The 23,458-nt window shown below is 45.1% G+C and carries 21 protein-coding genes; 18 read left to right on the forward strand and 3 right to left on the reverse strand.

Features of this window, described 5'->3' with window-relative positions:
* Positions 1-63: 63 nt before the first annotated feature.
* The 4 genes from ACFTRD_RS00635 to ACFTRD_RS00650 all read left to right on the forward strand — a co-directional run bounded on the left by ACFTRD_RS00635 (position 64) and on the right by ACFTRD_RS00650 (position 6,229).
* Positions 64-390, forward strand: a complete 327-nt coding sequence (locus ACFTRD_RS00635) for a phosphoribosyl-ATP pyrophosphohydrolase (RefSeq protein ID WP_379377024.1) — start codon at positions 64-66, stop codon at positions 388-390.
* Positions 374-2,809, forward strand: a complete 2,436-nt coding sequence (locus tag ACFTRD_RS00640) for a DEAD/DEAH box helicase family protein (RefSeq protein ID WP_379377026.1) — start codon at positions 374-376, stop codon at positions 2,807-2,809. The genes ACFTRD_RS00635 and ACFTRD_RS00640 overlap by 17 nt, the downstream gene beginning before the upstream one ends.
* 352 nt (positions 2,810-3,161) lie before the next feature.
* A complete protein-coding gene (locus tag ACFTRD_RS00645) occupies positions 3,162-4,076 on the forward strand; it encodes a hypothetical protein (RefSeq protein WP_379377028.1) in 915 nt (304 codons plus the stop codon).
* A 239-nt stretch (positions 4,077-4,315) separates the two neighbouring features.
* Positions 4,316-6,229 (forward strand): 3'-5' exonuclease, encoded by a 1,914-nt coding sequence (locus ACFTRD_RS00650; protein WP_379377030.1) that lies wholly within the window; start codon positions 4,316-4,318, stop codon positions 6,227-6,229.
* A 158-nt stretch (positions 6,230-6,387) separates the two neighbouring features.
* Here the strand turns inward: ACFTRD_RS00650 and ACFTRD_RS00655 are convergent, their stop codons facing one another.
* The 3 genes from ACFTRD_RS00655 to ACFTRD_RS00665 all read right to left on the reverse strand — a co-directional run bounded on the left by ACFTRD_RS00655 (position 6,388) and on the right by ACFTRD_RS00665 (position 9,471).
* A complete protein-coding gene (locus ACFTRD_RS00655) occupies positions 6,388-7,155 on the reverse strand; it encodes a MerR family transcriptional regulator (RefSeq protein ID WP_379377032.1) in 768 nt (255 codons plus the stop codon).
* On the reverse strand, positions 7,130-8,056 hold the full coding sequence (locus ACFTRD_RS00660) for a DUF2268 domain-containing putative Zn-dependent protease (protein ID WP_379377034.1): 927 nt from the start codon (positions 8,054-8,056) through the stop codon (positions 7,130-7,132). Before ACFTRD_RS00660 ends, ACFTRD_RS00655 begins: the two co-directional genes overlap by 26 nt.
* A 158-nt stretch (positions 8,057-8,214) precedes the next feature.
* Positions 8,215-9,471 (reverse strand): MFS transporter, encoded by a 1,257-nt coding sequence (locus tag ACFTRD_RS00665; RefSeq protein ID WP_379377036.1) that lies wholly within the window; start codon positions 9,469-9,471, stop codon positions 8,215-8,217.
* Between the two features lie 336 nt (positions 9,472-9,807).
* On the opposite strand from ACFTRD_RS00665, the gene ACFTRD_RS00670 reads away from it, so the two are divergent.
* From ACFTRD_RS00670 to ACFTRD_RS00735, 14 genes are all read left to right on the forward strand, one after another.
* Positions 9,808-10,299 (forward strand): MarR family winged helix-turn-helix transcriptional regulator, encoded by a 492-nt coding sequence (locus ACFTRD_RS00670; protein WP_379377039.1) that lies wholly within the window; start codon positions 9,808-9,810, stop codon positions 10,297-10,299.
* Between the two features lie 174 nt (positions 10,300-10,473).
* A complete protein-coding gene (locus ACFTRD_RS00675) occupies positions 10,474-11,292 on the forward strand; it encodes an SDR family oxidoreductase (protein WP_379377041.1) in 819 nt (272 codons plus the stop codon).
* 203 nt (positions 11,293-11,495) lie between these two features.
* The gene (locus ACFTRD_RS00680; protein WP_379377043.1) at positions 11,496-12,788 is read left to right on the forward strand and encodes a galactokinase; all 1,293 of its coding nucleotides are present in this window, start codon (positions 11,496-11,498) and stop codon (positions 12,786-12,788) included.
* Between the two features lie 387 nt (positions 12,789-13,175).
* Positions 13,176-13,622 carry a tellurite resistance TerB family protein gene (locus ACFTRD_RS00685; RefSeq protein ID WP_379377045.1) on the forward strand — a complete coding sequence of 149 codons (447 nt, stop codon included), beginning with the start codon at positions 13,176-13,178 and terminating at the stop codon, positions 13,620-13,622.
* A gap of 33 nt (positions 13,623-13,655) precedes the next feature.
* Complete coding sequence (locus ACFTRD_RS00690) at positions 13,656-14,249, forward strand: TerD family protein (protein WP_192263791.1); 594 nt, start codon at positions 13,656-13,658, stop codon at positions 14,247-14,249.
* Between the two features lie 65 nt (positions 14,250-14,314).
* Positions 14,315-14,890 carry a TerD family protein gene (locus ACFTRD_RS00695; protein WP_192263794.1) on the forward strand — a complete coding sequence of 192 codons (576 nt, stop codon included), beginning with the start codon at positions 14,315-14,317 and terminating at the stop codon, positions 14,888-14,890.
* Between the two features lie 111 nt (positions 14,891-15,001).
* Positions 15,002-15,583 (forward strand): TerD family protein, encoded by a 582-nt coding sequence (locus ACFTRD_RS00700; RefSeq protein WP_379377048.1) that lies wholly within the window; start codon positions 15,002-15,004, stop codon positions 15,581-15,583.
* A 24-nt stretch (positions 15,584-15,607) separates the two neighbouring features.
* Entirely contained in the window at positions 15,608-16,852 is a 1,245-nt protein-coding gene (locus ACFTRD_RS00705) for a TerD family protein (RefSeq protein WP_379377050.1), read from the forward strand.
* 29 nt (positions 16,853-16,881) lie between these two features.
* The gene (locus ACFTRD_RS00710) at positions 16,882-17,616 is read left to right on the forward strand and encodes a TerC family protein (protein ID WP_379377052.1); all 735 of its coding nucleotides are present in this window, start codon (positions 16,882-16,884) and stop codon (positions 17,614-17,616) included.
* A gap of 104 nt (positions 17,617-17,720) precedes the next feature.
* Positions 17,721-18,956, forward strand: coding sequence for an HpcH/HpaI aldolase/citrate lyase family protein (locus ACFTRD_RS00715; RefSeq protein ID WP_379377055.1), 1,236 nt, complete (start codon positions 17,721-17,723; stop codon positions 18,954-18,956).
* Positions 18,892-20,292: a phosphoribosyltransferase family protein gene (locus tag ACFTRD_RS00720; RefSeq protein WP_379377057.1), complete on the forward strand. Its 1,401-nt coding sequence runs from the start codon at positions 18,892-18,894 to the stop codon at positions 20,290-20,292. Before ACFTRD_RS00715 ends, ACFTRD_RS00720 begins: the two co-directional genes overlap by 65 nt.
* Positions 20,293-20,303: 11 nt before the next feature.
* Positions 20,304-21,455, forward strand: a complete 1,152-nt coding sequence (locus ACFTRD_RS00725; protein ID WP_379377059.1) for a cysteine protease StiP family protein — start codon at positions 20,304-20,306, stop codon at positions 21,453-21,455.
* Positions 21,452-22,279, forward strand: coding sequence for an HAD family hydrolase (locus tag ACFTRD_RS00730; protein ID WP_379377061.1), 828 nt, complete (start codon positions 21,452-21,454; stop codon positions 22,277-22,279). The genes ACFTRD_RS00725 and ACFTRD_RS00730 overlap by 4 nt, the downstream gene beginning before the upstream one ends.
* Positions 22,276-23,322, forward strand: a complete 1,047-nt coding sequence (locus ACFTRD_RS00735; RefSeq protein ID WP_379377063.1) for an ATP-grasp domain-containing protein — start codon at positions 22,276-22,278, stop codon at positions 23,320-23,322. Before ACFTRD_RS00730 ends, ACFTRD_RS00735 begins: the two co-directional genes overlap by 4 nt.
* Positions 23,323-23,458 lie beyond the last annotated feature (136 nt).

A 23,458-nucleotide genomic window follows, 5' to 3' on the forward strand; every position in this document is an offset into this window, starting at 1 on the left:
AAGGGAGATTCTGGCGCGAGGCTCGAAGGCTCTCCTCTCATAGCAGAAAGGATGATAAACCACATGCCTACATACAACAAATTAGTGCGGGACAAGATTCCCCATATTATCACATCCAGCGGCAAGGAATGCCGCACACGCATTCTGGACCCGGAGGAGTATAAGCAAGAACTAAGAACAAAGCTGCAAGAAGAATCGGAAGAATACATGAGTGCAGGAAGCGATCAGGAAGCTCTGGAAGAACTGGCTGACATGTTGGAGGTGATCCGGGCGCTGGCGGAGGTGCATGGTGCGAATGCGGCCCAACTGGATAAGATGCGGGCAGACAAAGCCGAGGAGCGTGGTGGATTCCAGGAACGGGTGTATCTGATCGATGTCGACGAAGCTTAACGTTAAACTGATTACAGATAACTTGGCAGACGAACTGATTGCCCGGATGCAGCATGCATCCGGGATTTATATTATGACGTCCTTTATTATGCAGTCCGGGGTGAAGTTACTGGCTCCACATTTGAAAAGGGCAGCAGAACGTGGAGCCGAGGTACGGATGCTCGCGGGAGATTATTTGTACATCACACAGCCAGAAGGATTGCGGGCGCTGTGTGAGGTTGATCCACGAATTGAAGCGCGGCTGTGGCGAAGTATGGGGACATCTTTTCACCCCAAAGCATATCTGTTCGATCATGAAAATGGGGAAGGGATGCTTATTGTTGGCTCGTCAAACTTTTCGTTCACGGCGCTGAAGACAGGGTATGAATGGAATCTGGCGATGAATGCGGAGGCGGAGCCGTATACGTTCCAGTCGGCTTTGGAGAAGTTTATGCATAGTTTTTACCACGAGACAACATTGCCGGTTAACCCGGATTCCATTGCATTGTATGAAGAAGAGTATCGCAAATATCACCAGAAGAACCCGGAGATGATCCAGCGGATCACAGAGATGGAAGAAGCGGAGTTCGGCACGAGCTTGCCGGAAGAAACAGAAGAAGAAACCGTTGATCTATCGCTTGGACCGATTCAACCGCGCTTTGCGCAGTTGGATGCCCTCGAATCACTTCATGGCACGATGGAGGAGCAGTACGACAAGGCGATGGTCGTCATGGCGACCGGGCTTGGCAAAACGTATCTGGCGGGTTTCTTCGCCCAGCGGTTCCAGCGGGTGTTATTTGTGGCGCATCGGGAAGAGATTTTGTTCCAGGCGAAGAAGTCTTTTCAACGGATCATGCCGGAGCGCAGTCATGGGATCTATAACGGGCAGTATAAAGATGGAGCGGCGGATTGTGTTTACGCTTCGATCTTTACGCTGAGTATGCAGAAGCACCGGGATGGATTTGCAGTGGATGCATTTGATCTGATCGTGGTGGACGAATTCCATCATGCGGCGGCGAAGACGTATATGTCGGTGATTGAGCATTTCCAGCCAAAGTTCTTGCTGGGCATTACGGCGACCCCGGATCGACTGGATGGCAAGGATGTGTATGCGCTCTGTGATGGGAATGTGGCTTACCAGATGCATTTTATTGAAGCAATCCGGCGAGGGTGGCTGGCGCCATTTCAATATTACGGGGTATTCGACGACACGGATTATTCGCAGATTCGGTGGATCGGGACAAAGTATGATGAAGAACAGCTCATGGCCGTTCAATTGCAAGAGGAGCACGTAGAGACGATCTATGCAGCCTGGGCCCGGCACAAACAGACGAGAACGATTGGCTTTTGCTCGTCGATCCGGCAGGCGGATTATTTGGCTGCGTATTTCCGAAGTCAGGGCGTTAAGGTACTTAGTTTGCATTCCCGTACAACGGAGATGTCGCGGGAGGAAGCCATTCGACGGCTTGATTCGGGTGAGCTGGAGGTTGTGCTGACGGTAGATCTCTTCAACGAAGGTACGGATATTCCACGCGTGGATACGCTATTGTTCGTGCGTCCAACCGAGTCGCTCACGGTGTTTACCCAGCAGGTAGGGCGCGGCCTACGGCTGGCGGAAGGCAAATCACATTGTGTCATCATCGACCTGATCGGGAACTACCGAAATGCGGATGTGAAGCTGAGCCTTCTGGATGTGCGCGGAGACGAGGAACGAATCGGAAAAACGATGGATTCGGCTGTGCCTGAGGTTCCGGCTAACTGTGAAATTCACCTGGAGACCCGGGTAGTGGACCTGCTTCAGGAGCTGAGCCGCAAACGGTTGCCGCGCCGCGAGAAGTTGCATCAGGATTTTCTGGATGTGAAGCGAGAACTGGGGCGTATTCCGACGTATCTGGAGCTGCACCTGATGGGGCGTTCGAAGAGTGTCGGGTATCGGAGTGAATTCGGTTCCTATGTTGGTTTTCTGTATTGGGCAGAGCTGCTGACCCCATATGAGGGAGAGATGTACGTCCGGCACGAGGCTTGGCTGCGTGATGTGGAGAAGACGGTCATGAACAAAAGCTACAAAATGATCGTGCTGCTGTACATGCTGGAGCGAGGCGAAGCGCACTGGATGGACCCGATCACGCCGGGGGAGATGGCAAGCTTTTTCCATACGTACCTCACGGAGAAGGAATACCGGAAACGGAAAGACTTTTCGGATAAGGACAAGCTAGCGCTCTGGGAATGGAACGAGAGGACGGCAACACGTATTGAGAAACTGATAATTGATATGCCAATGTCTATGTGGAGTGGGGCGAAGGTTAGTATGACGCGATTCGAGGATGGCCTGTTCTCGCTGAATGTGCAGGTGCAGGATGCGAAGGAACGGGCACTGCTGTATCGCTGGACGAAGGAGATTTGTCTGTATCGGTTGCATGCGTATTTTGAGCGGGGATAATCCTCTTTTGGTGAGATTCATTGAAGTTGTTTTATAAAGGATAAGTGGCAATGAAGCTGGTAAGACCCTTGCTTTGTTGCCACTTATATTTTTTGATCGATTCATAACGATTAATTTGCTTATCAATCTAGTTTTTAAATTCGTAGATAGCCAGAATTATGATAGCAATTAGTGCTATAAGAAAAAAAATAAAAAGAGTAATTAAAAGTCCGTAACCTAGCACAGAGGCTAACTTAGTGATTAATTTTTTCATAAAAATCAACCTTTCTATTATAGATAAATTTTACAAAATATTTTATATATGATAATATTATACATGTTAATAAATAACATATAAAGAAGGAGAAGTGTGATGAATAATTCTAGTAAGCTACTAAAACCAGTACTTGCATTCTCGTTACTGTCTGCAGCATTTATGCCTTATGCTATTCCTAGCAATACTACTTATGCAGATTCCCTCTCAGTCGAAGCATCAACTCCTATCACGAATGGCGTAAATAATGCCTGGACAGATGGTACTGTAAATAATGAACAGTTGAAAGAAGAAGCAGATTTATCGACTTGGAATATAAGATATGACGATGAGGCAAAGACGGTCTTAAAAGCTATTAAAAGCAACAATATTTCTGCTTTGAAAGCTCAGGCTCAACAAGAGGCTGAGGCCAAATTTTTGGAAGAAGTTCAACAATTTCAGTCTGCTACAAATGCCAATGATCAATTGAATTTTGCAGCGGCAGCAGAAAAAACAAAAGCACAGTATCGTTCTGATTTTAATTTGGTAGCGCTATCACTAGGCTCTTTCTCTTGCCCTTTTGCAGGACAGGCCCTTAAAAATTCGCTTCAGGACTCTCCTTCAGCACTCGATTATGCTGCAGGCAGCAGTCGTTCAAATGCATGGTCACTAACTTCAGCTTACACTACAGTTTCAATACCTATTGCCAAAGCGATTGATAATGCAAATGCTGCTGGGAAAACATTTGTTTCTGGTGATTCCAGTGTTGCTACAAGCGCTGGAAATGCGGGTTTGGATTTTTATCTGGCTCTGGGTAAAGTTACTGTTAGTTGGGCAGCTGAAAAAGTGAGTGGAAGCTGGAAAGTATATATTCATACTTATGATAAGTATGATTTTCAAGATAAAACCGTTCCAAGCAGCTTCCCGAACAACATAATCACTATTGCAAACAATGAAGGTGCTAAAGCTCAAGCAGCCGGAGCTATTGTTCCTTATTTCATTCACATCTATACTCAACAGAATTACAAACCTTAATTAGGAATTGGTACTTCTTAGTATATAACAACTGGAAATGAGTTTAGTTTCCCATTTTTAACAAAAGAGTGACTCTGAACTTCGGAGTCTCTCTTTTTTTGCTTTAGCGCGGATAGATTCGTTTGCAACGAATACTGTTTCGAGAAAAGATCCATATATAAAAATTATTGTGGAAAATTGTGGTTTTATATTGAATAATATACTTATAGCAATTATAGATTTGACTAGGAGCGGTTTGTATGGCAAATACAGTACCAGAGGTTATACCGAAGAAAGCGACTGCAGGAGAAAGATTATTGTTTGAGACTTTAAAGAAACATCTCCCTGAAGACTACATCGTGTACTATGAACCTGATATTCGCGGAAGGCGACCGGATTTTGTTATTATCGGGCCAGATCTGGGCTTGCTTGTCCTTGAAGTGAAGGATTATACCAAAGGAACATTGCATCAGGTGAACCGGGATGAATGGATTTTACACAGTACGGCAGGTGAGACGATTACTGAACCGAGTCCACTGAAGCAAGCAAGAGGTTACGCATTCCTCATAGCGGATCAATTGAAGAAGGATAAGAATCTGATCAAAGAGGGAACCCCAGGATATTTAAAATTCAATTATGGGTATGGTGTTGTTTTTGCCCGGTTGAAGCAAAAGGACTTTCTACATATGGATTTATACAGTGTTATTGATCCGGTGTTTGTGCTGACCAGAGAAGAGGTCAATCCGGAGGATGAAGATTTCTCGGAAGAAATCCTGATTGAGAAGCTTCTGCACATGTTTACGGTGCCTACCCGGAACCGATATAGCTTGACCCATGACGATATACAAACAATTCGTTACCATCTGTTCCCCGAAGTGCGGATTAGTGCGGAGCGCAAAGAAATCGTGCCTCATCAGGACCAGCTATTGTTATCCTTGCACAATATCAAGACGATGGACTTGCATCAGGAAAAGATGGCGAAGCAGGTTGGAGACAAGCACCGCTTAATCCGCGGCGTTGCGGGGAGTGGTAAAACGCTGGTGCTTGTCAGTCGGGCACGGATGCTGGCGAAGGCCAATCCGGACTGGAACATTCTTGTACTATGCTATGGCTCAACTTTGTCCCAATATTTGAAGCAGGCCATTGTGCAGAAGATGGAAGAGCCTGAGGATTTATTTGATTTTGTAGATAATGATGGGGTTTCTACGCTTGGATCCAATATTCAGGTGAGTACGTTCCATTCGTGGCTCGGCAAGCAGTTTCGGATTATGGACAAGAAGTTGCCAGCCTTGCTGGAGAAGATGGAGCAGGGCATACAAGAGTTACCGAAATATGATGCAATATTGATTGACGAGGGTCAGGATTTCGAACCGGATTGGTTGAAGTTGGTGAGTGCCTGTCTCAATGAGGAGACGCAGTCGCTCTTGCTTGTGGAGGATCGTGCGCAAACGATTTTCAAACGAAAAAACAGTTTGGCCCAAGATACGGGACTGGACTTCCGTGGCCGCTCCAAAATTCTGACGATCAATTATAGGAACACGGCACAGATCGTGCAATTTGCGTGGGATTTTTACAAGGAACACTCCAGGTTACAGCACAAAGTCATTAGCACTGCGGCAGATGGAATCGAGATTATACCGCCTCAGTTTACAAAACGCAAAGGTCCAGAGCCTCTTATCTATCAAAGCCAAAGCACGCAGGCGGAGATGGCGTTTGTAGCCAAGTCGATTGACTATCTGCGCCGGGAAAAATCGTTTGCTCTGAAAGATATTGCAATCTTGTATAGGGTACAGGAACATCAAGGAATTAACATTATTGGTGAGATCCAGCAAGCTCTAGACGATAACAGTCTTCCGTATAATTGGGTGACCAAAGATGAACAGAGCAAGAAGAGTTTTGATCGCGAAGAGGAAAGCATTAAAATGTTAACCATCGATAGCGCTAAAGGGCTTGATTTCAGGGCTGTGTTTATCATTGCCATTGAAACGATGCCACGTAAGGTGGGGAAAACAGATGAAGTGGATGAACGGGAGGTCTCCCGTTTCTATATCGGTATGACACGAGCCTTGGAATGGCTGTTCCTGAGCTACTCTGGTGAATCCCGATTCACGCAATATCTGGATGAGGTGCAGCAGCAACGAACGGTGAAACAGAAGGATAAGGTTATAAGGTAATTGTAAATGCTCGTAAGTTAAAACGAAGAAATAATTCATTCATTCATGTGAACGTGTGAACAACCGAAAAAACGTACCTACCATAACGTTGGGTGATGGAGGTACGTTTTTTTGTTTTGTGTTCTTTAGCGTAATTTCCCACCCACACAACGCTAGTTCTATGCTTCCTCACCCTTAACAAAAACCATAATCGCTTGATACAAAAACCTCAAAAAATCCCCATCACCAAACTGATCGAAATAACCCGCATAGCGATGATCCGTCGTGTAGGCCTCCGCAATACATCTCAGAATCTCAGCATCACAGACCATGAAATGTTCCATGCAACTCTTCCATTCACGCACTAACGCTTGTACCTCACCAGAATCAGGGGGAAGATCCTGATGTTTCGCCAGCTTACGAAATACCTGCTCCATGTTGGCCGAGAACTGCTGGTAGGCTTGTTGTTGCTCTTCCTTGGACAGTCGGTTCACATTGGCTTCGAATTCCTGATATTTCTCGGTATCTCCATATACAAACTTTGCCTCAGATTCATATTGCTCTTGAATGGACAGAATGGAAGAGTCGCCAAACAGATCAAGATGAGAGATATCCGTTCCGTTCACATACGCATCCAACTGATCGATGGTGGTTTCGAGTTTTTGTTTTCGTTCAACGAGTGTACTGCGATGCTTTCTTAGGATATCTTTCTGTTCTTCTTTGGAGAGCAGCATCATGGCTGCAATGTCTTTCAATGAGAAATTCATTTCTTTGAACAACAGAATCATTTGCAGATTCCCCAGTGCCTCTTGATCGTAATACCGATAGCCGTTGTCCTCGACTTTGCTCGGTTTCAAAAGACCCGTTCTATCGTAATAATGTAATGCGCGTTTGGTGATGCCTGTAATCTGAATGATATCTTTAACGGTGAAATAGGGTGTCTTCATTCCAAAAGTCCTTTGTTTCCGCAAGAATGGTACTTGCCGGAGTGATGGTTGCCTCGGTAATCGATTTGCCTGTTTTGTTCAAATAATATTGGATTAAGTGATAACCACAGGCATAACCAGCCGCATAGGGCATCCCTACGGGCGTGAAGTTTTGCAGTCTTGCAAGTTCATCGCCAAATAGATATGGATTGATATGTTCGAAGCCTGTTACATGCAGCTGGTCTTTCATTTTCGGCTTGATTACGGTATTCAATGTCTCCATATCCGTTTTGGATACCCAGGGTCCTAGTAAGTCTTCTCCATACAACGATGTCGCAAAGTTCTCTGCCAACCCCTCACTAACAACCATTTCTCCAAGCGTAATCTGTGGATTCCACTGGATAAATTGATATCTCACATTATGATTGCATTCATGAGCTAACACGGATTGAATACGAGGTAAAGTATACGCATCCGGAATCAGGTTAGCAATAATATAACCAGGAATGCCGCCATCTCCGCAAATGCCTTCATTCATCTGTAGCGACGGGCTGTTCTTGTCTCCCAATAAAATGGTGTACAGATATTCGTAGACCGGTAGTTCAATCCCGTGATCAGTAAAGGTGGAAAAGCTTGTTGTAACGGCTTCATGACACTTTTGCCAAAATGCTTCAGACGAGATTGCTGCTAACGGTTCGTTAATCTCAGTCGTTATATCTGCGGGAGCGATATTCATAAAATTGTTCATCATAATCACGTCGAAGCCGTTAGGCTCACTGGATCGAAACGGAATCTGTTGAATGTTCCACTTGTTCATAAATGGACGCATCATATGCTCGCGATATAGCTCCAATTTTTCTTCGGGTGCGGCATTGGTGATCTCTTCATAGATTTTATCCGAGCGTAATGCGGTAATCTTCATCACTAATCTTCCCTTCATGTAAGCTTGAGTTTATTATCAAGTATGACCTTACGTTACAGTCAAGCCCTGAATATACGACACGTACTGCGGTTACAGCGGCCTATAAAAAAATAACCCGGAAGCCCCTCACAGGTCTTCTGGGTTATCGATATAAAATACTACACATGGTGGGTGTTACGCTGATTCTCTGAATGATTCTGCATTTTAAAGGTGAATAACAGACCAGACAGGATATAGACCAGGCTTAACAAAAGGTAAGGCAGTTGTAACGAAAATACTCTATCGAATGTTGTTTCGCTGATTCGAACCAGTAATCCGCCAAGCAAGGTACCAACGGCACTAATCCCAAAAGACAAAAAGCGAAACACGCTTCCAACCCTGCCGAGCAACTCATTAGGTACGGAACGTTGCAGGATTGAAGAACGTGTAACATTGTAGACAATAATGAAAAATGCAGCACAAAAATACAAGCCGCCTACCCAATAGGCGTTCGTAGTTAGACCTACCACACCGTAGATGATCCCCATACACAAAATGGAGGAGATAATTAATTGTTTCGTACTCCATTTCTTACGCATATAAGAGACAGCCTGGCTTCCCACGATGCTGCCGATCGTTGCAATGGAGATTAATATACCGAATGCAAAAGAATCCAACTGAAGGACATCTCGTACAAAGAAGATTTGAGTGGCCAGAATGATCGAATACATCAGCGTAATCGTGACGGACAGAATCGCCAAACCACGGAGAAAACGATCCTGATAGACATATTGAATCCCGGACCACATCTCCCGTTTCCAATTCTTCATTGGGCGAGCTTCCTTCTTGGTTGCTTCCGTATCCCCTGGGTAGAAGTTTCCCTTCAAACTGATCAAAAAGAGCAGAGCAATGACAGCCGTCACGGCGTCTATGGCAAATGGAAAGACAATATGCAGGGTTATGATGAACCCTCCGAGAGCAACGCCCAGAATATCACTCGTAATTAACTGTCCTGCGGTGAACTGCCCATTGGCTTTTTCTAATCTATTTTCATCTACAAGTTGCGGAATGATCGTCTGCACAGTGCTGTCGAATACGACTCGACTCAGTCCGATACCAAACATGAACAGAGCCAGAATCGGAATGCTCACCCAGTCTCCCCATATACATAAAGTCAGCACAAGGAGAAGAATCATTCGAGTAAAGCCTGCTCCGATCAGCATATATTTGCGAGAATATCGGTCGATTAGAACGCCCACGGGCAGACTGAAGAGAAGCCAAGGCAAACGGAGGGCCGTCATGGTTATGGAGGCATATAAAGTATCGCTCGTAAGATTGGAAATGAGCCATGGAACCGCAGCGAGCGTAAGTCCATCACCCAAGAAAGTAAGAGAGAACGCACCAAAGAGTTTAGTATAGTTCGACTTGATCTTCATAGTTTCCTCCACCATCAGATTCAAAGCAGTTCTACATCGCCGTGTGCAAACCGTATTTATTCCTTTTAATACAAATTTAAGTTATTATGTAATGGAGTGCAAACCTAATTTTACTATTTGGAGGATAAGAATTATGGAAGTATTATTCGCCCTAAAAAGCGAAAGGCCGCGCATCTATGGGTCATTTTAAGGAAACGGCTACCTTTAATCGACGAAGTCCAGCATGCGAGCGTTTTGATTTTCATAGAAAAGAAATAATGATTTGACATTTTCTATGGGGTAAGTTATCTTTGCCTATATAGTTAAGTTATTAACTAAATGGAGATGACAGAACACATGGATAACCTTCAAGAAGAGAACTTACTGCCAATTGATCCCAAAAAAGATACGCTGCAAGAATATTTGCTTAGTCTGCCACTGCCCAATGAAGCTTTTTTTACGATGGTTGAGGCGACTGCCAATCTGGTGGCCGTGTCGGAGAAATACTGGCAATCCCAAGGGCTGAATGGAGCAAGAATTCGCATACTTGTAGAGATTGCAAAAGATGGGGGAACGATGCTGCCTTCAGTGCTTGCCGAAAAAATCGGTGTCACCAAGGCCAACATTAGCTTGCTGCTGACTCCGCTGGAGCGTGATGGCTACATTGCGAGGGCTGAACATGCCCGGGATGGTCGCAAGACGGTGATTTCCATTACCGATGCAGGACGGACATTATTGAGGGAGCATCTGCCAGGTAACCGTGAAGCTGTGGCTGGGCAAATGGGCAAGTTGGATGAACAGGAGCAGCATCAGTTGATTGTTTTGTTACAGAAGCTGAACAGGTCTTAATCCTTAATACACTTTAAAACGATACTAAGACCAGTCGATTCTGAGGCAGGATATGTTTGGAAAGGGATGGGATTGGTTCAGCGAGGAATGTGTTGTAGTCCAGTGAATCACTCTGTTCATTTAGTTAATAGCTTAACTACTTGATGCAATTCATTTACAGGAGGGAAAAGCAGGATGACGATTATGATTACTGGAGCCACTGGACAATTAGGCAATCTGATTATTGCAAATCTGCTAGACAAGATCCCGGGTACAGAAATTATCGCAGGTGTCCGTAATTGGGGGGAGTCCGCAACCTTGGAAGCTTTAAAAAATCAGGGTGGAGAGGTTCGCTGCATGGACTATGATAATCCGGAAACATGCCAGAAAGCTTGTACCGGTGTGAATAAACTGCTGCTGATTTCCAGCTCACATACCGATGATACAGTCCGGCTAACTCAACATACAAGTGTAATCAATGCGGCGAAGAAGGCTGGAGTTGAACATATCCTTTATACCAGTTTTGCTTTCCCACAGACGGGTCTTAAGGGTTCGAGTAGCGTGCATAGACTTACCGAGCAGGTCATATTTGATTCGGGGATGAAGTATACGATTTTGCGCAATGGGCTGTATATTGATTTTGTGAATGTCCTTGGACTACAGGAGGCGATACAAAATGGCGTGCTAACAACTCCAGCCGGAGATTGGCGGTTTAATGCGGTTACACGCAGTGATCTTGCACGGGCCATTGCGAACGTGCTTGCAGAGAAAGGCCATGAGCAGAGGATATATGAGTTGGCCGCGCCAAAGACTTGGAACTTTGCTGATCTGGCTAAGGTGCTCACAGCATTGGCAGATAAACCCGTCATACACATCGAGGATGTGTCGGTACAGCATTGGATCTATCCTTTTTTAAGCAGTATTGATACCGGATCTACGTCTAAGGACCTTGAGCAATTGATGGGTCAACCGATAACTTCGTTGAAGGAGAGCATTGCACCTTTTCTGAATTAATCGAATTACATTGGAGTGACGTTAAGCCCGTATAATTGTGAAGACATCAACTTTCAAAAAACGCTTACAAACTTTCAATTCTACCCTACCTTTTCGGAAACGAAGCTGAGATAATGGAAAAGTAAACGGGCATGAAGTAATCCCGCTATCGTTCATCATTCACGTAGAAAAATAAATGCTGCATATCCATAGGAGGATTATTAATGACTACACAACCATTGGCACTGATCCAATCCACTTCAGGCCAAGCGTTGCTTGCCCAAATGTATGGTCAGCAACAACTGGAAGAACAGACAGCACGTTACACGCAGCTCAATGAATCATTCGAACAGTATTTTGGCGTACAAGAGGGCAGCAAGTTATTCAGCGCGGCTGGACGCAGCGAAATTGGGGGCAACCATACGGATCATAACCATGGTAAGGTGCTCGCGGGCAGTATTACGCTGGATACGATTGCGGTGGCTGCGCCAACGACAGATTCGGTAATTACCTTTTATTCGGAAGGTTATGACCAGAAATATGTAATCGATCTCACGGATTTGGCACCGAAGGCGGGAGACGATGGCACTACGGCTTTGATTCGTGGTATGGCTGCAGGATTCGGGGAGTTCGGATATAAGGTGGGTGGCTTCCAGGCGTACATCTCCAGTAACGTATTCTCGGCGTCGGGGCTGAGCTCGTCGGCATCGTTCGAGATGCTGATCTGTACGATTTTGAATCATTTCTACAACGAGAGTACGCTGGATGTCGTAACTCTGGCGAAGATTGGTCAATACGCGGAGAATCACTATTGGAACAAACCGTCCGGTTTGCTGGATCAGATGGCTTGTGCCTATGGTGGGCTGATTGCAATTGATTTTGAAAATTCGGCACAGCCGGTGATTGAGCCTGTAAAGTGGGATTTCCAGGAGAACGGATACTCTCTCGTGATTGTGAATACAGGTGGGAACCACGCGGATCTGACAGAGGATTATGCTGCTGTTCCTTATGAGATGAGAGCTGTTGCTCAGGCGCTGGGCAGTGAGTATGTTCGGGAAATTACGGCTGAGGCAATCTATGCCAATCTCAAGCAGGTCCGTGAGGCTGCAGGGGATCGCGCGGTACTGCGTGCGCTGCATTTCTTGGAGGAAAACAATCGGGTAGACGGTCAGGTAAAGGCTTTGCGTGAAGGGCGTTTTGTTGATTTCCTGAATCTGATTACGGCATCCGGGAATTCTTCCTGGAAGTGGCTCCAGAATGTATATCAGAGCGGTTCGGTGAAGGAACAGGAGATTGGGATCGCGCTGGCACTGACAGAGAATTATTTGCATAACTTGGGTGATGGCGCTTGTCGCATTCACGGTGGAGGCTTCGCTGGCGTCATTCTGACGATCCTTCCCAACGCTAAAGTTGAGGAATATATGTCCTGGATGCACGGCATGCTGGAGACGCCAATTATTGTGGTTAATGTGCGCGAGCAGGGTGCGGTATGTTTGAATGCATTGTTGAATAGTTAAGCTGGATTTATGAATTTTAAACGAATAAAACATTTGTTATAACTGCATAAATGCGCATTGCTATTGGCGTGTAAATTCTATAATATGGATGAAAAGTGAAGAACAACCTCCTGAAACATCATGGATCTGAAGGTTGTTCTTTTTGTTTGTCGAATTTTGTAATAAAATGTAGAACGTTTAAAAAATAGATGATATCCCTTTATAAAATACTTCATGGTATATGAGATGTTTTTGTTTTTATATGTAGAAAAATGACAAAATATAGAGTATAGTAAAGGGATAATTTAACTATTTTATGTCATGAATTAGGATGTAATGATGTATATTGTATTTTGATAGTTTGCAAAGGAAGTTGAAATGAAATGAATCTAGTAACGGAGGATTAGAATGAGCTCATTCCGAAATTGGCTTAACTCGACAAAGCAAGGTCTTGAGGACCAGGTTAAACGATTCAAGAACAAGGATTTTATGGATGCTGTAGTGGCAGGTTGTGCCTTAGTTGCTTTTGCAGATGGTACGATCGATGCTGCGGAGAAAAACAAGATGGCGGGGTACATAAATCTTAGTCAGGAATTGAAAGTATTTGATATGACTGTTGTTATCGAACGTTTCAATCATTATGTAAATAATTTTGAGTTTTCTCCCGAGATTGGGAAGCAGGAGGCCTTGAAAGCTATCGCTAAGTTCAAGGCCAAGCCGGAAGTCGGTCGTGTCATTGTGGGTGTATGTAGTGCCATTGGTTCCGCTGACGGAAACTTCGATGATCAAGAGCGTAGAGTCGTAGCTGAGATCTGCACGGTTCTTGGGTTGAATCCAAGTGAATTTAGTCTGTAACCATAACCAATAGCTGAAAGGAGGTGAATATCAGTGGCTGGTATTAATTTGGTCAAGGGACAAAAAATTGATCTAACCAAGGGTAAAGCAGGGTTAACTCAAGTTATAGCCGGTTTGGGTTGGGACCCTTTAGCCTCCAAAGGATTTTTCGGAAGAAAAAAGCAGGCGAATATTGATTGTGATGCTTCGGCTTTGCTGTTGGATGAGAATGGCAAGTTAACGAAGGAAACCAATCTGGTCTGCTTCCATAACAAGCAAAGTCTTTGTAGATCTGTAGTTCATTCAGGAGATAATCTAACTGGCGAAGGTGAAGGGGACGATGAGCAGATCAAAATCAACCTCTCCTCTGTACCTGCCGATGTTCATAAAATTCTTATCGTCGTTAATATTTATGACTGTGTGAATCGTAAGCAGGACTTTGGCATGATTGAACGAGCTTATATCCGTATTTTGGATGGGAGCAACTCACAGGAATTAATAAAGTTTAATCTATCCGATAATTATGCAGGTATGACAGCCCTCATCTGTGGCGAATTGTATCGACATGGTGGAGAGTGGAAATTCTCTGCAATCGGTGAAGGCGCTCATGCGGTACATATCGATGAGCTTGCACGTCGCTATACGTAGAAATATATTGGATTTCCGGAATAACATTTTGTATCTAATTTTACAGCGAAGCGGAGATGAATCGAATGGCTATCAATCTATCCAAAGGTCAAAAGATTGACTTAACGAAAACAAATCCAGGGCTGGCCAAAATCACTGTAGGTTTGGGCTGGGATACGAATAAGTATGATGGCGGCAAGGACTTTGACCTGGATGTATCCGTATTTTGCGCTAATGCGGACGGTAAGGTTGACGGAGAGAAGAATTTTATTTTCTTCAATAACCCGCAAAATGAAAATGGTTCGGTAGTGCATACGGGCGACAACCGTACGGGCGAAGGAGATGGCGATGATGAGCAAGTAAAAATCGATCTGCCTAATGTTCCGGCAAATATCGAGAAAATTGCGTTCACCATCACAATCTATGAAGCTCAGGAACGCAGCCAGAATTTTGGACAAGTGTCCCGTGCATATGTACGTATTCTGAATGAAGCGAATTCCGAAGAACTGATCCGTTTCGATCTGGGCGAAGACTTCTCCATCGAAACAGGTGTTGTTGTTGGTGAATTGTACCGTCATAGCGGTGAATGGAAATTCAGCGCGATTGGTAGCGGTTATCAGGACGGTCTGGTCGGCCTTACGCGCGACTACGGTCTGCAATAGGATTCATTTATTAATCTGTGACCATATAAAAGTCAGGGAAGCCGTCAATTTGGCGGTTTTCCTTTTCATTAGAGAAAGGTATTTCAACAATAAAGAAAGGTGGACGAATATATGACAATTAGCTTGGCTAAAGGACAGCGTATTGATCTAACGAAAACAAACCCTGGCTTGACACGGGTTGTCGTAGGCCTTGGATGGGATACCAATAAATATAGCGGTGGAGTCGACTTTGACTTGGATGCTTCTGCGTTTCTGCTTCATGAAGATGGCAAAGCCAAAGGTGCGGACGACTTCGTCTTTTACAACAACCCAACGGGTGGTGCCGGTTCATTAACTCATACTGGGGATAACCGTACAGGCGAGGGAGAAGGCGATGATGAGCAGATTATCGTGGATTTCAGCAAAGTTCCTGCAAATATTACTCGGATTGGCATTACCGTAACCATTTATGATTATGAAGCGCGCGCACAGAATTTCGGTCAGGTGTCCAATGCGTTTGTTCGCGTCGTAGATGCATCCAATGAGCGAGAGGTTTTACGTTATGACCTGGGAGAAGACTTCTCTACCGAGACAGCTGTTGTTTTCTGTGAATTCTACCGCTCGGGTGCGGATTGGAAGTTCCAGGCGATCGGCAGCGGTTTTGCTGGCGGACTTGCGGCTCTGTGTCAGAACTACGGATTGGACGCCCAATAAGAGAAGAAGAAAGGTGAATTTGTTATGGCTGTAACTGTCGTCAAAGGGCAAAAGACGGACTTGACCAAAACCAATCCCGGGCTTTCCCGTCTAACGGTTGGCATTGGATGGGACTCTTCCTCAGCTCTTGAGCTTGATACATCTGCATTTCTTCTTGGCGCTGGCGGCAAAGTATCCGGTGATGAAGATTTTATCTTTTATAACCAGCCGACAACGGCATTTATTACGTACAAGGATACGCCACAACAATCGGACAAAAAGCAATTTGATATTGATCTGAGCAAAATCCCTGCTCGTATTGAGAAGATTGCGTTCAGTCTGACGATTTATGAAGGTGAGTCCAGAAACCAAAGCTTTGGGCAGGTTCAGCATACCTATATCCGCTTTGGGAATGCCAATAGTGGACAGGAAGCATTGAGATATGACTTAGTCAGTGGGTTTACAGTCGAGACGGCGATCGTCATTGGCGAGCTGTACCGACATAATGGGGAGTGGAAATTTAATGCAGTGGGTTCCGGTTTTGCTGGCGGACTGAATGCACTGTGCGGCAATTTTGGAGTGAGTGTAGAGAGTGATACTTCTTCTTCACAGCCTGCCCCCCCGGTACCTCAGCCGCCCGCACCGAAGCCCCCAGCTCCACCTGCTCAGCCGCCTCAACCCAAGATTGAACTGAACCTTAACAAGATTGAACTGAAGAAAAAGGGCGACACGATCAACCTGAAGAAAAATTCTGGCGGACTCGGGGAGATTTTAATTAATCTCAACTGGAATCAACAGACCAGCCGAGGGTTATTCGGGCGAAACAAGAGTGTGGATCTGGATCTCGGTTGCCTGTTTGAAATGAAGGATGGTAGCAAAGGAGTCATTCAGGCACTGGGAGAATCATTCGGGTCCTTGAACCGATATCCATACATTGCGTTGGATGGAGATGACAGAACAGGGTCCGTGAGAACTGGAGAGAATTTACGCATTAACGGTGCGCATATCTCCGATATCGAGCGCATTCTGGTGTTCACTTACATTTATGAAGGGGTTACGAATTGGTCACAAGCCGATGGCGTAGTCACGATCAACCAGAAAGACGGTCCGGATATTATCGTGCGCATGAATGAATACGGAAGTTCCTTGGGAATGTGTGGAATTGCTATGTTCCGCAACGTAAATGATGAGACGTTTAGTATTGAGAGAATTGTCCAGTTCTACAATGGACACCGTGCCCTGGATGAAGCCCATGGATGGGGAATGCGCTGGACTGCCGGCAGTAAATAACAATTTGAGTTAGCGGAGGCTCTCTTTTCATGTTAAGTGATTTTTTCAAAAGTATTAGCGAGAACTATGGCCATTTTTTCTCTTGGACCGAGATTGTGGCTACGCTCTCTGACCCTGTAAGTTGGGGAATTATTGGTAGTCTGATCTTGCTGGAAGGGCTTCTATCCGCAGATAATGCGTTAGTGCTGGCCGTTATGGTTAAACATTTGCCTAAAGAACAACAGAAGCGCGCGTTGTTTTATGGTATTTTAGGAGCTTATATTTTCAGGTTTATTGCCATTGGGCTGGGGACCTTCCTCGTCAAGATCACCTTGATCAAAGTGCTCGGAGCGTTATACCTCTTGTACATTGCCTACAAAGGACTATTCAAGTCTCAGGCAGAGGAGAATCAGGAGGGCAAGCAATATTCTTTCTGGAAAACTGTGCTTATGGTCGAGTTGATGGATATTGCTTTCAGTATTGACAGTGTTATTGCAGCATTTGGTATCAGTGAGCAGATTTGGGTACTTTTCCTCGGAGGCATTATCGGGGTGCTCATGATGCGTGGTGTTGCACAGGTTTTCCTTAAACTCATTGACAAGTTCCCTGAACTGGAAAAAGCAGCATTTGTCCTTATTGCTATTATTTCAGTGAAAATGATGTTGAGTGCTTTTGGTTTCCATATCTCAAATGTGATCTTCTTCTCGTTACTGATTGCTGTATTTGCTGGAGCCATGCTCCTCAGTTCTGCCAGAAGAAAAAAAGAAAACAAAGGTCAGGCCTAATCATTTTCGTCACATTTGCCACATCAATCCCTCCGCTTCTTGGAGGGATTGGTTTTTATACCCCGACAGCATTCATTTGACGATGCAGACTGGCTTCAAGTCAGATGTGTAAGGAGGAGAATAACCTGAAATATTTTAATTTTTTGAACTCAGAGGAGGAAGAAACGTTATTTTTTTCTTCGCCCGTATCGTTTAGTCATCGAACCTCCAAAGAAATACTGGCATACGCTGTTGGGGCTGCTTTGTACATGCCGGCTACCCGTCCGCATATTGCGGACGATATTATGAACGGTAAGCATGAAGGACTCACCACCATCATTATTGATCTGGAAGATGCTGTAGGAGATGAGCAAGTTGAATTTGCCGAACAATGTTTGGCCCAGCATCTTACTCTTGTTGCTGAGTACATGGAGACAGGAATGCTGCTTTCCAGCAGAATGCCTTTGCTTTTTGTACGGGTAAGATCTCCAGAACAGTTGGAACGTCTTTTTGAAGTACTGGGTGAACGGATATCCCTGCTGACAGGTATTGCCTTGCCGAAGTTCAACTGTGAAAATGGACGTGCTTATTTGCAGCTTGTTCACGAATATAATCAGCAGAAAAGTAGCGCACATGCAATCCTATACGCCATGCCAATTTTGGAGACGGCGGAAGTGATTTACCGTGAGACGCGCTGGGATACATTGCTCCAGTTGAAGCAGATCGTGGATAAGTATGCACAGTATGTACTGAACATTCGAATTGGAGCGACGGATTTCTCAAGCCTCTTTGGACTGAGAAGAAGTCCGGAACTCACCATATATGATATTGCAACCATTCGTGATTGCATATCTGACATTATCAATTTATATGGACGCGTAGACAATGGTTATGTGATATCGGGTCCAGTCTGGGAATATTTTAGCCAGCGTGAACGAGTGTTTAAGCCGCAATTAAGACAGACACCATTTGAGGAATCACTGGGCAAGACAGGCCGGAATCTCAGAATGAAATATATTTCGAACTCCATGGACGGAATGATGCGTGAAGTCATGATGGATAAGGAGAACGGTATTATAGGAAAAACAATCATTCATCCGACACATATCAAGCCCGTTCAGGCAATGTATGTTGTTACGCATGAAGAGTTCATGGATGCACAAGGTATTGTATCCCGTAATGATGGAAGCTTAGGGGTTTTCAAAAGCGCGTATACCAACAAAATGAACGAGATCAAGCCGCACTTGAGCTGGGCTAAACGAATTTTAATCCGATCACAAATATATGGGGTGTTACATGAACAGCAACATTATGTTGGGCTCTTGCCCAAACACGAACCAACTTACGTTTCCTATTCTTGATCAGTTCAATGTCACGATTGAGGCTACCCACAATCCTTTGGAAATCCCACTGGAGAATCTATTCTCCATGGCGGCTCGCTTGAATAAAAAGAGATCATTTCTCTTTGTCAGTAAGTTACTTGGCAAGCATATTGCCGTCAATCCCTATACCTCGCTATTAAGCGGGGCTGCCCTAGCCGTTCTTCTGTATGAAGATCTAAGTCACGGAGAAGACAAGCGTATTTCAGAATGGAAACAACGGATGGTTCACGGATTGACAGACCCGGATCAAGCTCGAGAGGCTTATGAGTATTTAATGGATGTCGGAATGACTTTGCCTGAAGAGGTGAAATTCGTCGGTTTCGCCGAGACAGCCACTGCTCTCGGTCACAGCATGTACGAATTATTCGCTGATCATGCAACGTACATTCATTCTACAAGGGAGTATCTGCCTGAAATAGAGCCTGATATTCAATTCGAAGAGGAGCATTCTCATGCGATGTCTCATCGCTGTTACGCTTTGGACTCCGAATCACTCGCAGAGGGTAGACCTCTTGTCCTTGTGGATGATGAGATTACAACGGGCAATACAACATTGAACATTATTAGGGATATCCAGCGCACTTATCCGCGCAAGCAATATTATATCGCTTCTTTGCTGGATTGGCGCACAGATGCGGATGAGCAAAGATTCTCTGCACTGGAAAATGAACTTGGAATAACAATTACACCATTATGCTTGTTAAAAGGGAAAATTCAGGTCATGGGTGAACCATTGATCGATGCTTCCAGAGAGAAACTGGTGAATGAACCCTCATCGTCGATAAGTGTTTTGTCTGTAGCAGGTGAAATGGAGCAATGGGCTGCTGACTCTGCTGATTCGGAGGGGAATCGCTCGTCAATTCCCTATCTTCGACATACAGGACGATTCGGAATTCATTCAGCCCATAATCCCGTTCTTAGTTCAGGTATTTCAAGGATCGCAGCGCTTTTGCGAGAAAAAAGGAAGGGCCAGCGCACCCTTGTTATGGGCACAGGCGAGTTTATGCATATTCCGATGCGGGTTGCAGCTGAAATGGGTGACGGGGTGCTGTACCAGTCCACGACTCGAAGTCCCATCTATCCTGTGAATCACCCAGGATACGCTGTTATTGCAGGTGAAGGATATGCTTCGCCTGAAGATCCGGCTATCCAAAATTACATCTATAATGTATCCCCGGGGCAATATGATGAGATTTTTGTACTGATGGAAAGACATATGTCCGATGTTCGCATGCAGCCCATGATGGATGTTTTGTCACAACTCGGATGTAAGCAAATATACGTGGTGTACTGCGGTGTTCCACAGGAGGGCTGAGAAGACAAGCTATGAATTTATCTACGATTGAAAGTATGATGAAGCGCAAGATTAAATCCCCTGAGCCACTGGGCAGTTATGACTCGTCCGATGTTGTGTTTTTATTAAAGGACTTAAGCAACATTCATTTGGAAAAAGAGACCGGAGAGCGTGAACATGCCATTCAGTCGGGTGTGCATTATTCGGAAATGCTGCCCGTGGAGTATCACCCTACGGATGAATATATGGAGTTATTTCATGATACTTTAGCACAATCGGCGGAGAAAGTGGCTATGGCTGCTGCCGTGGTAGCAGAGATGATCGTGCGCAAGAGGGGATTGGACACCGTTCTGGTCTCGCTCGCTCGTGCAGGAACGCCAATTGGCATTTTGGTCAAACGTTATATTTCAATGAAATATAACGTGAATATGCCTCATTACAGTATTTCCATTATTCGCGGAAAAGGAATTGATGAGAACGCCATTCTATATATTTGGCAACAGCATGGATTGAATGCACCTATTCAATTCATTGATGGATGGACGGGTAAGGGGGCAATTCGTAAAGTACTGGTTGAAGCCTGCGCGAAGATGGAGGAGCGTTACGGTATTCGACTAAATGATGATCTGGCCGTGCTTGCTGACCCAGGCCAATGTTCTGAAACCTATGGCACTCGAGAGGATTATTTAATTCCGAGTGCTTGTCTGAACTCGACAGTGTCCGGTCTGATGAGCCGTACCGTACTACGGGAGGACCTCATTGGACCAGATGACTTCCATGGAGCCAAGTGGTATAAGGAGTGGGCCACTTCGGATCTGTCGATTGTTTTTGTGGACAAGGTAGCTGGTTACTTCTCTAAGGTTGAACAAGAGGCAACACTTCAAGCCGATGAAGCACTGTCTCATCCCTCAGAAGTGACTTGGAAGGGAATGGAAGATATCCAATCCATTCAACAGGCATTTGGTATCCAAGATGTGAATCTGATCAAGCCGGGGATTGGAGAGACTACACGCGTACTTTTGCGTCGTGTACCTTGGAAGATCCTGATTGATCGCCCAAACAATCCTAATCTGAAACATATTATGCTTCTGGCGGAGGACCGTGGAGTCCCCGTTGAAGTGTTTCCTGGATTGAGCTATTCATGCTGCGGTATTATTCAATCGGTAAAGGGGGGCGGCGAATGATCTATGCAAGCGATCTGGATCAGACCCTGATCTATTCTCGCCGCTCCATGGGCGTTTCCGACGATTCTTCGGGATTGGTTCCAGCCGAATGGATTCGGGGTGAGTTATCAGCCTTTATGTCAGGTGAAGCGTTACATCAGCTTAAGACTCTCCCCAAAGATATCTTTTTTATCCCTGTAACTACACGGACCGTAGAGCAGTACCAACGCATTCGGATTTTTCAGCAGGACGTCATTCCGGCTTATGCGATAACGAGCAATGGGGGGAATATTCTGATTGACGGTGAAGTGGACCTGTCCTGGAACAAGTATGTCCGCTCTCAACTTCAGCAGCATTCGGTGGAGGCTGTTGAGGTGAGGCAGATGTTTGGCGATGTGCTGAACAGCGACTGGGTTGTAGGGGAGCGACTATGTGATGACTTGTTCTTTGCCTTTGTGATTCACCGTGACCGTATGCCGATAGAGCAAGTCACAGAGAAGATTCAGGCTTTGGAAGCACTAGGATGGGAGGCCTCCATTCAAGGGCGCAAGCTATACCTTGTTCCTTCTGGAGTAAATAAGAGAGCTGCGGTAGAACATGTTCGGAAGCAGATCGGAAATGTACCTGTTATTGCTTCAGGGGATTCTCTACTGGACCGTTGTCTACTTGACTTCGCAGATTATGCTATTGCTCCGCGCCATGGTGAACTTTACCGAGAGAAGCAGCGGAATCCCGATTTGATCCCTTACCAATTTACCAAACAATCCGGTATATTTGCCGCCGACGAGATATTGGAATATGTCCGTTCTATACACCACGTTGCGATAGGAGATGCTGTCTCATGAACAAGACCCGTATTTATTTTAATCGTTGGTTTTCGGTGGCATATCACTATATGAATCTGATTCGAAACAACGAAGATGGTTTGCAGTTCGAGATCTACGGCACACATTCCGATCCGAACAACATGGCGCTTCAGGGATGTGACCACGCAGAGCTAGAGCCGAAGGTTACGGGAAGAGAGTACGTTGATTTCTGTCTGGATTTTTGCCGTAAACACCAGATTGATGTGTTTATTCCACGTCTCCATATGCTGGATATTAGTAAGCATGTTCACCTCTTCGAAGAGATTGGAACCAAAGTCTTGGTTTGCACAGATACAGAATTACTGGCGCAACTGATGGAGAAGGATCGTTTCTATGAATCTGTGCGTGAATTGGGAATTATGAATATTCCGGATTATTTCACCGTTAGCAACGCTTCGCAGTTCAAACAGGCTTATGAGGCACTCTCTGGCTCTGGTCATGAGGTGTGTTTCAAACCATGTAACGGTGAAGGTGGGATGGGATTCAGGGTTATCGATAACAGTCGCAATCCGCTAGAGGAGTTGTTTGGGCATACCCAGAACCGCATCTCTTTTGAAGATGCATTCCGTGCATTTTCTTCTGTGGAATCCTTCCCCAATATTATGGTCATGGAACGACTCGAGGGGTATGAATACAGTATTGATTGTCTAGCTGACAGTGAGGGGAATCTACTGGCGGCTGTCCCTCGCTGCAAAGCAGGTGGACGTTTAAGAAGGCTTGAAGAGCATACTGAACTATTGAAAGTTGCCAGTGATGTTGCTGCTGCTTATCGCATTCCTTATAACTTCAACATCCAGATGAAATATCGCAAGGAGACTCCGAAACTTCTGGAGATTAATCCACGAATGTCTGGAGGATTACACGTATCCTGTCTATCGGGAATCAACTTCCCTTATCTGGCTGTGAAGCTGGCTCTAGGTTATGAAGTAGGTCCCTTATATCCACAATATGGTATATTGGGGAGTCATGTAGAACAGCCACTGATTATGGATGCGCAGAAGGTTAGGAACATTAAAGTTTAGTTTCCAAACATTGACACCTTCTGACTGGTTTTTTTACAATACGATTATATAGATGATCTTGAGAGTTACACAGAAACGAAGTGATCAAGTGTAGTCTTCATTTGTTCATTGTATACCATGTGTTGTTACAGGCAGG

This window comes from Paenibacillus sp. NPDC056933 (genome assembly GCF_042674385.1).
In the GTDB taxonomy this organism is placed as follows: domain Bacteria; phylum Bacillota; class Bacilli; order Paenibacillales; family Paenibacillaceae; genus Paenibacillus.